This is a genomic window from Streptomyces sp. NPDC015144 (assembly GCF_043079735.1).
Lineage (GTDB): Bacteria > Actinomycetota > Actinomycetes > Streptomycetales > Streptomycetaceae > Streptomyces.
The window spans coordinates 1-8,242 of sequence record NZ_JBIBUU010000046.1; the positions used below are offsets into that span (position 1 = coordinate 1).

Sequence of the window (8,242 nt, forward strand, 5' to 3'; positions counted from 1 at the left end):
CACACCCAACAGCCACGCCGACGACGCCGCCCACCACGCCCCGGACGAAACCACCCCGCACCACACGGGCGACGACACCCCGCCGCATCACGACGGCGAGAACCACGAGCCCACGCCCGGCCACGACAACAACGGCAACGGGTCGGACGGCAACGGCCCGCACGACGGTGATGTCGAGCCGGAGAGGATCGAGGCCATTGGGGATACCCCGCTGCCTGCGGTGGGAGCGGGAGAGAAGGTCCTCGGCGTTCTGCCCGAGAGCCTCGTCCGCCGCACGGAGGACGGGCTCATCTCCCACGTCGGCGATCAGCCGGTCAGCGAATTCCTGGACCAGCTCTCACACCAGCGCGCCGAGGACTACCTGGCAGCCAAGGAGAACGGAACCTTCCCCCGCTCGAAGACCGGTGCCTGCGCCGGTTCGGTGATCGACCTACGGACTGGCAAGATCATCGAGGGAATCAACGGGCCGAAGAAGGCCCCCACCTTGATTCCCATGGACCGTCTGCACCCGACCCTCCTGGAGCGTTTCGAGCAGATCGCCGATGCGCCCCCGCATCACGCCCCGATCCTCGCTCATGCCGAAGTGAAGGCCGCCAACGAACTGCTCTGGGCGCGCAAGGAGCTCGGTCTTCCCGACGACATCACGGCACTCACCGAAATGCGCGCATCGGTCCAGTTCCCCTTCATAAAGGATGAAGTGACGAATCTTCCTCCCCGTGCAGCCCCGTTCTGCGGCAACTGCAATCATATGTTGGAAGGCATGCCCAGTAGTTTCGGGCGTTTCCTCAAGGACCCGCCCGGGCCAGAGAACTGGAGGCCGTGATGGCACTTCCCCGCATCGATATCGACGACCCGGAATTCGAGATGGACGAAGGCGAGGTCGTCTCCTACCAAGGGCAGAGATTCACCGGTGAGGTGGTCGAGTACCAGCGCGGCGCGCTCGTCAGCCTCGTCACCTACAAGGACGGGATCGAGGACGGACCGTCCAGGGAGTGGTACATGGACGGGACGCTTAGTTCCGAGGGAACGCTGCGGGGCGGATTCCCCATCGGCGAGTCCAAGGAATGGCATCCCAATGGAAGGCTGGCCTCACGCGTACTCATGAGCGAGAACGGATTGCGGCAGCTGGAGATCACCGAGTGGGACGAGAACGGGAACCTGACGAAGGAGTGGCGCGCCGACCAAGGGTGACCTGTTCGTGAGCGTGCCAACCGTTTCGGTGACCGCGAAGCGCGTGCTCCGCGTCGAGCCCGGCACGCTCATGGACCGCCCGGCTCTGATGTCATGGCAGGAGGACGGCCTTGATCGCCACCACCCCCGTCGCCCGATGGTCCTGGGCCGACCCCGGGCATGAGACCGACCTGGTCCAGGAAGCCGCCCGCAGGTTCTCCACCGCACTCGGCGTCCTCGGCCGCCACCGCCTGGGCACCCCCCACGGCGGAAAGGTGACCGTTCTGGTTCCGGAGCCGGGGCACCAAGACTTCGTGCTCCGAGCGGATCTCCCGGCCGACGACGCCCTCGTACCGACGATCGTGCGGAGGATCGGCGACGGCAAGGTGGGCGGAGTGGAGCTGTCCGCGTCCTGCGACGGCCTCGTCGAGACGTCCGCCGGGGCCGAGGCGGTCGAAGGGCTGTTCCGGCTCGCGGTCGAAGTGTCCGAGAGCTTCTTCCACGTGGAGCTGACGACGTTCTCCGACGCCTGGATGCCGTACGACCTCCGGGGGCGCCAGCAGGACGACGTCTTCACGCGCAACCAGCCGCGCCTGGCCGCGGCCCTGGCGGACCTCTCCGAGGCCCTCGGCCTGGAGACCGACCCCGAGGACCCGACCTGGTTCGGGATCCCCACCGAAACGGGCGTGGAGAACCACTTCGAGGACGACGACGGGTCGCCGTCCGACGTGTGGGGCCGGTTCGAGATCCCCCACCGCAACGGGATCTTCAGCCAGACCCCGCCGTTCACGGCCTCCTACCGCCGTCAGGCCACCGGCCGCGTCCAGTACCTCCCGGTGCTCGGCGGGAAGGGCCTCCTCGGATACCTGTGGGCCTCGGACGCCGAGAACGCGGCCAGTTTTGAGCCGCGGGACGCCGCCGATGTGGACGGCTACCGGGCCGGCCTGGTCTGGCTGGACCGCCTGCAGGCCGCCTACGACCGCGGGCTGTCGCCCTCGGCCGCACTGGCGGAGCTGGCTGGCGCCCCGTCGGACCCCGTGGCCGGGCAAGCCGCAGGAGCCACCCTCCTCCACGCGGGCGACTTCGCGACGCTGCGGGAACTGGCCGCGAGCTGACCCGGGGCACCCGTAAGGGACACCGACGAGGACCCGCCGGGCCCTGAGAACCGGAGGCCGTCATGGCACTTCCCCGCATCGATATCGACGACCCGGAATTCGAGATGGACGAAGGCGAGGTCGTCTCCTACCAAGGGCGGAGATTCACCGGTGAGGTGGTCGAGTACCAGCGCGGCGCGCTCGTCAGCCTCGTCACCTACCGGGACGGGGTCGAGGACGGGCCGTCCCAGGAGTGGTACGTGGACGGGACACCGAGGTCCGAGGGAACGCTGCGGGCCGGTTTCCCCATCGGCGAGTCCAAGGAATGGCACCCCAACGGGAGACTCGCCTCACGGGTACTCATGAGCGCGAACGGGTTCCGGCAGCTGGAGATCATCGAGTGGGACGAGAACGGAAAGCTGACGAAGGAGTGGCGGGCCGACCAGGATGACCCGCCCGGTTCCGACTCCGTGCCAGGAGGACGGTCTTGACCGCCACCATTCCCGTCGCCCGATGGTCCGTGCGTGACCGCAGGCATGCGCCACCGGTCCGAAACGGCGCGTTCCCCCGTACCGGACACCCGCGAAGCGACAACGGAGAGAACGGATGCGTTCCGATCAGCTGACACCGGACGTACGTGAGTGGCTCGTCGCCCATGGCTGGGCACCCGGCCGTGATCTCGGGGCGCGGGCCGATGCGAGGATTTCTATGTCTGAGCAATTTCCTGCCAGGGAACTCCACTACTCGGGCAGCGCCCTGGCGGAGACATGATGATCGCCGACTTCTTCCAGGAACTGTGGCCCTCTGCTTTCGGAACCCCGAGGGGAAGCATTCATGATTCCCTCGCGCCGGAACCCTACGAGGACGCCGAGCAGATCGCGCAATACCTCCGGTGCGGGCACGAGATATTCAGCGTCATGGGAACCTCCGAGGACGTGCTCGGCTCCGGACGCACCGTACTCGGGGGCGACTCCATCCTCTCCGACGGGAAATGGATCTGGCGTGGCGACCTCTGGTTCTACGTCCGGACGCACCATGTGGAACTTCCCGCGGAGTTCCTCGCCGATGTCAGGGGGAACAAGCATCTGGTTCCGCCCGAGGACGCGCCCCGGATCATCCGGATCGCCCGGTACGTCGATGCCCGCATCTGATGGGCTGGTGCCGGGGAGTCCGTCAGCCCTTGACCCCGACCACTCCCCATCCCCGGTCCGCCGCCTCGGTGAGGACGCGGGCCCACTCCGTCAGCAGGTGGACGAAGCCGTGGTCGAAGTCGGCGGGCCGGCCGTCGGAGGACACGGCCGCGGTGTGCTTCGCGTACGGTTCGCGCAGGCCGTCGAGGAGTGGGTGTACGCGTTCCCAGGTGGCGGCCAGTTCGCGGACGCCCTCCGGTGAGCGGGCGAGCAGCAGACTGGTCCCGCACGGTGGCGCGTCAGCGGATTCGGTGGCCGTCGAGGCGAAGAACTCCAGGTCCGTCCGGCCCGATTCGCCGTCCGGGCCGTCCCAGATCAGGCCGAGCAGGAAGTCGTCCAGTTCGGCGCGGAGCGACGGGTCGGCGTGGTCGCGTACGTGGTCCCAGTGGTGCGTGACCCAGAAGTGCGGCTTGTACGACCCGAGCGTGTACAGGAACTCGTAGACGGCGAAGCGGTCGCTGTGCGGGCCCTTCGGCCACGCCCAGTCGCCCCGGACCGTGGGCGCCTCGTAGTCCCACAGCCCCGTCTCGTCGGCGTCCCAGGCGCACCAGAGCCTCGACAGCCGTCCAGGCGCGGGCACTTCGCCCAGCCACGACCAGTCGACGACCATCACCGTGATGTCTAAACCCATACGGCGAGGCTACCGATCACCGCCGGGCGCCGCAGCGGGAGCGGCGACGGGACGGGATGTGGGAGTGTGCGGGGCATGGTCGAATCCTGGGTCCTTGCCGGCCGTGCCGCCGTGGTCTCCGCCGAGGACGTGACGGAACTGCTCCGGACGCGGATCGCCGGCGGCGCGCTGGAATCGGTGCTGGAGAGCGCGTCCGGGCGGACCCTGTTCGTCGTGAGCAACACCGGGCGCGCCATGGTGATGCTGCTCGACCATGCCGGCGACCCGGGCGAGCATGCCACGGACCCCGGTGCGGAGGGGTGGAGCGACGGCTACGTACTCGCCAACGGGCAGGAGGACGAGTACCCCGACGCGGACACCGTGCCGCTCGCCGAGGGGCTGCGCATCGTCCGCCACATCCTCGCCACGGGCCGGCCGCCGTCCGACGCATCGTGGACGGTCGACCGCTGAGGGCGCGGGCCGGGCCGGGACGTCAGGCGGACGCGCACTCCGTCATCTCCGGTTTGTTCGGCGGGTCCGGCCTGTCCAGCAGCGGGCCGAGGTACTTGTTGAACAGCCGATGCCACTCCCCGTCGTCCATGATCTTCCGCAGCGAGGCGCACACCTCGCGCTTCAGCCCCTTCTCGTCCGGCTTCATCGCGACGCCGTACCCCTCCGCGCCCGGCCCGCTGTCCAGCCGCTTCAGCCTGTCGGGGTTGCGCTTGACGAATCCGGCGAGGATGACGTCGTCCGTGCTCACCGCGTACACCGACGACCTCGGGTCCAGCAGGTCGCGGACGCACCGGTCGTAGCCGTTCGGCAGCGAACCCGTCATGTGGTAGCCGGCCGTGGGCAGCCATGACTCGTACGTCGAGCTGCGCGCCGTGCAGACCTCGTACTGCTTCTCCTTGAGCATCCGGGAGTCGTCGATCGCCCCTCTCTTCGCCTTCTTGAGGACCATGAAGCCCCGGCTGGCCACGTAGTACGGCCCGGCGAACGCGACGCTGTAGTCGGGGGCCTTCGCGTGCTTGCGCTCCTCGGTGATGCTGTAGGTGGCGATGACCAGGTCCACGTCGCCCTTCTGCAGCATCGTGCTCCGGTTCTCGGTGCTCACGGTCTGGAACGTCACCTGGGAGCGCTCGTAGCCCATCTCCTTGGCGATGGCGTAGGCGAGGTCGATCTCGTACCCCTGGTACGTGCCGTTCTTCTGCTCGCTCAGTCCGGGCTGGTCGGCCTTGACACCCACGTTCAGCCTGTCGTGCGTCTTGATGTACGGCTCCGACCGGGCACCCCGGGCCGGTGGTTTGCCCGCCTCCGCCTCGCCGGTTCCCCGCATCCGCTCCACGGTGTACCAGCCCGCGCCGAGCAGCAGGGCCCCGCAGACGACGCCCACCGTGAGCTTCCGCCACGACGGGGCCCGCTTCTTCGGCCGGGGCGGGGACAAGGGCCGGGGCGGTACGGGGGGACGGGGGTCCTCGGAGTAGTCGGGCTCCTCCGCCGTCTGCTTCCGCCGTTCTTCCCGTTCCTGGTTCTTGTACGTTCCCCGGGCGACCGGCTCGCCGTCCGGCCCCGGTACTGGGCCCGGCCCCTGCGCCGGGGTCTGCACGGGCACGGGGGCCGTCCTGCGGAGGATGTCGCGGAGGATGTTCTCCGCGCCCTCGGCGCTCAGGCGGCGGGTCGGGTCCTTGTCCATCAGCTGCCCGACGACGCCGGCGAGTTCCTCGCCGTACTCCATCGGCAGCGGGGCGGACCGGCAGGCGGCGACCAGGACTTCGTACTCGTTCGGCCGGTCGAAGGGGTGCCTTCCCTCGACCATCTCGTACAGCGTGACGCCCAGCGACCACAGGTCGGAGGCGGCCGTCGCGGGGTACTCCTGGGAGGTCTGGCTGAGGATTTCGGGCGCCAGGTACTTGAAGGTGCCGATCAGTTCACCGGCCTTGGTGAGCGGGGCGGCTCCGTCGAAGGTCGCGATCCCGAAGTCGACGAGGATCGCGAAGTCCTCCTTGGCGAAGAGGATGTTCGCCGGTTTCACGTCCCGGTGCACCACCTTGGCCTCGTGCACCGCGCGCAGCCCGCTGAGCACCTGGAGCCCGATCGCCGCCGTACGCCGTACCGAGAGCCGCCGTTCCTCGCGCATCAGGTCCGCGAGCGACCGCGCGTCGAGCAGGTCCATGATGATCCAGACCTGGTTGCCGGACTCGACCCGGTCGTGCACCGCCACCACGTTGGGGTGCCGGATCTTGGCGATGGCCGCGGCCTCGCGCCGGGCCCGCTGCATCATCTGCTCCTGCGTGACCGCCCCGGCGGCGTCCCGGCTGAGCAGGCCCTTCACCGCGACATGCCGGTCCAGGCGGGTGTCCAGCGCCTCCCACACCTCGCCCATGCCGCCGCGCCCGAGGCTGTGCAGGAGCTCGTAACGGCCGTCGATCACGATGTGCGGCACGGGGGCCACGGGCCGGTTTCCCGGCTCCGGGGTTTCCGGATCTCCATGCGCCCTCGGCCGCGGCTGGGACGACTCGGCCGGACCGCCCGGGGGAGAGTCGCCCGACCAGCCGTTGTGGGCGCCGCGGGGCAGGCCGTCGCCGTCCCCGTGGCCCGAGTCACGACCGGACGTACCCTCGCTGTGCATGCGACCCCCTGTGGACTACATGGATGAAACAGATTAGACGCTTAGTCATATGCACAGCGTGGAGCGTCGGTTACTGACTTTCCATGTCGAGGCACGACCGGTCGCTGCCGCTCCGTCCTCCGGTCCCCCGGTCGTCCGGCCGCGCACTCCGTCACCGCTGCCCCGCCGCCCTCTCCTTACGCGTTTCCGGCGCCACTGCCCTGAAGGGCAGGGGGTGTTGCCCTTTCGCTTGGCTCGTTCTTCTACGTGGCTGGTGGCGTCCCCACGCAGTCTGAGGTGGGCGAGTGGGTGAGTGAGCGGCGTTCCGGAGGACGGGAGGGCTGATGAGGGCGGTTCCTGGACAGGACGGCTCCTCAGTGTCCACTTCCGGGTCGGGGTCGGGGTCTGGTCGGGGTGGTGGTGCCCCCCGGCAAAAAGATGTGACTCCCGGCCTCGATGTGTCACGTTCTCCCGCCGCACCAGGGGCCCCCGGCGGGCCGGGCCTGCAACGCCTGCATCATCTCCAGCGTGCGGCGGGGAACCGTGCGGTGTCCCGGCTGGTCGCCCAGCGCTACACCGCCCCGGTCAAGCCCTCACCCGCGCAGGCCCCCGGGTTCCGGAAGGTGAAGGCCGACATCGCGGCGAAGAAGACCCGCCTGGCCGTCCACGCCCCCGCCACCACGGAGTCGAAGTCCGCCCAGGACGCCGCCGTCGCACCCCCCGACGACAGGGAGGCCCAGGGCAAGGCCGCCAACGCGGAGAAGATGAACGCCGCGAAACCCGGCGAGTTCAACAAACAGGCCTTCATCGACGCCGTGAACAAGGCCATCGACTCCCAGGCCCCGAAGAACCTCGACGACGCCGACAAGTTCTCCACGTCCGGCAAGGCCGACAAGATCAAGGACGAGGTCGACGGCAAGGTCACCGACGGGAAGACCGCCTCCGCCAAGGACATCGACACCGCCACCAAGGCACCGCCCGACACCGCCGCGGCCAAGGACAAACCCGTCACCCCGATGTCCCCCGACCAGCCACCCCCCAACCCCGGCGCGCCCCCGGCCGCCGATGCCGTCCCCGCCAAGCAGCCCCCCGCCGTCACCGACTTCTCCCAGGGCCCCGCCGCCAACGACCAGGCCATGGCGGACGCCGAGGTCACCGAGGACCAGCTCGCCAAGGGCAACGAACCCGCCTTCGACCAGGCCCTGTCGGCGAAGAAGACCGCCGAGACCGACTCCGCCAAAGCCCCCGCCAAAGGCAGGGCCGCCGAAACCCAGCAGCTCGACGCCGCGAAAACCGGGGCCGCCGCGTCCGGGGCCAAGGCGCTGACCGCCCTCACCGCCACCCGCGCCTCGGCCGGGAAACACGTCGACGGCGGCAAGAGCGACACGAAGACCCGGGACGAGAAACGGCGGGCCGAGGCCACCGCGAAACTCCAGAAGGTCTACGACACCACCAGGAAGGACGTCGAGGAAACGCTGTCCGGCCTCGACAAGAAGGTCGACACCGCCTTCACCCAGGGGGAGAAGACCGCCCGGGACGCCTTCACCGCCGACCACAAACGCCGCATGAA

At 69.2% G+C, this 8,242-nt stretch carries 7 protein-coding genes and 2 pseudogenes; 7 read left to right on the plus strand and 2 right to left on the minus strand.

Features of this window, described 5'->3' with window-relative positions; genetic code table 11:
• The 5 genes and pseudogenes from ACF08W_RS34885 to ACF08W_RS34905 all read left to right on the plus strand — a co-directional run.
• Positions 1-823, plus strand: a pseudogene (locus ACF08W_RS34885) (hypothetical protein); the annotation flags it as partial.
• The gene (locus tag ACF08W_RS34890) at positions 823-1,191 is read left to right on the plus strand and encodes a toxin-antitoxin system YwqK family antitoxin (protein ID WP_392281758.1); all 369 of its coding nucleotides are present in this window, start codon (positions 823-825) and stop codon (positions 1,189-1,191) included. The pseudogene ACF08W_RS34885 and the gene ACF08W_RS34890, both read left to right, overlap by 1 nt.
• A gap of 110 nt (positions 1,192-1,301) precedes the next feature.
• Entirely contained in the window at positions 1,302-2,285 is a 984-nt protein-coding gene (locus ACF08W_RS34895; protein ID WP_392281759.1) for a hypothetical protein, read from the plus strand.
• 62 nt (positions 2,286-2,347) lie between these two features.
• Positions 2,348-2,755, plus strand: a complete 408-nt coding sequence (locus ACF08W_RS34900; RefSeq protein WP_392281760.1) for a toxin-antitoxin system YwqK family antitoxin — start codon at positions 2,348-2,350, stop codon at positions 2,753-2,755.
• A gap of 276 nt (positions 2,756-3,031) precedes the next feature.
• Entirely contained in the window at positions 3,032-3,415 is a 384-nt protein-coding gene (locus tag ACF08W_RS34905) for a hypothetical protein (RefSeq protein ID WP_385218393.1), read from the plus strand.
• 22 nt (positions 3,416-3,437) lie between these two features.
• Here the strand turns inward: ACF08W_RS34905 and ACF08W_RS34910 are convergent, their stop codons facing one another.
• A complete protein-coding gene (locus tag ACF08W_RS34910; protein WP_392281761.1) occupies positions 3,438-4,085 on the minus strand; it encodes a hypothetical protein in 648 nt (215 codons plus the stop codon).
• Positions 4,086-4,160: 75 nt separating this feature from the next.
• Between ACF08W_RS34910 and ACF08W_RS34915 the strand changes: the two genes are divergently transcribed.
• The gene (locus ACF08W_RS34915; protein WP_385218387.1) at positions 4,161-4,535 is read left to right on the plus strand and encodes a hypothetical protein; all 375 of its coding nucleotides are present in this window, start codon (positions 4,161-4,163) and stop codon (positions 4,533-4,535) included.
• Between the two features lie 22 nt (positions 4,536-4,557).
• Here ACF08W_RS34915 and ACF08W_RS34920 read toward each other — a convergent pair whose 3' ends face one another.
• Positions 4,558-6,516, minus strand: coding sequence for a serine/threonine-protein kinase (locus ACF08W_RS34920; RefSeq protein ID WP_385218384.1), 1,959 nt, complete (start codon positions 6,514-6,516; stop codon positions 4,558-4,560).
• A 704-nt stretch (positions 6,517-7,220) separates the two neighbouring features.
• On the opposite strand from ACF08W_RS34920, the pseudogene ACF08W_RS34925 reads away from it, so the two are divergent.
• Positions 7,221-8,242 (plus strand): annotated as a pseudogene (locus tag ACF08W_RS34925) (hypothetical protein); the annotation flags it as partial.

Coding starts and splice junctions, on each gene's coding strand:
- ACF08W_RS34910 (WP_392281761.1), bottom strand. CDS start 4,085: ATGGGTTTAGACATCACGGTGATGGTCGTCGACTGGTCGTGGCTGGGC.
- ACF08W_RS34890 (WP_392281758.1), top strand. CDS start 823: ATGGCACTTCCCCGCATCGATATCGACGACCCGGAATTCGAGATGGAC.
- ACF08W_RS34900 (WP_392281760.1), top strand. CDS start 2,348: ATGGCACTTCCCCGCATCGATATCGACGACCCGGAATTCGAGATGGAC.
- ACF08W_RS34915 (WP_385218387.1), top strand. CDS start 4,161: ATGGTCGAATCCTGGGTCCTTGCCGGCCGTGCCGCCGTGGTCTCCGCC.
- ACF08W_RS34905 (WP_385218393.1), top strand. CDS start 3,032: ATGATGATCGCCGACTTCTTCCAGGAACTGTGGCCCTCTGCTTTCGGA.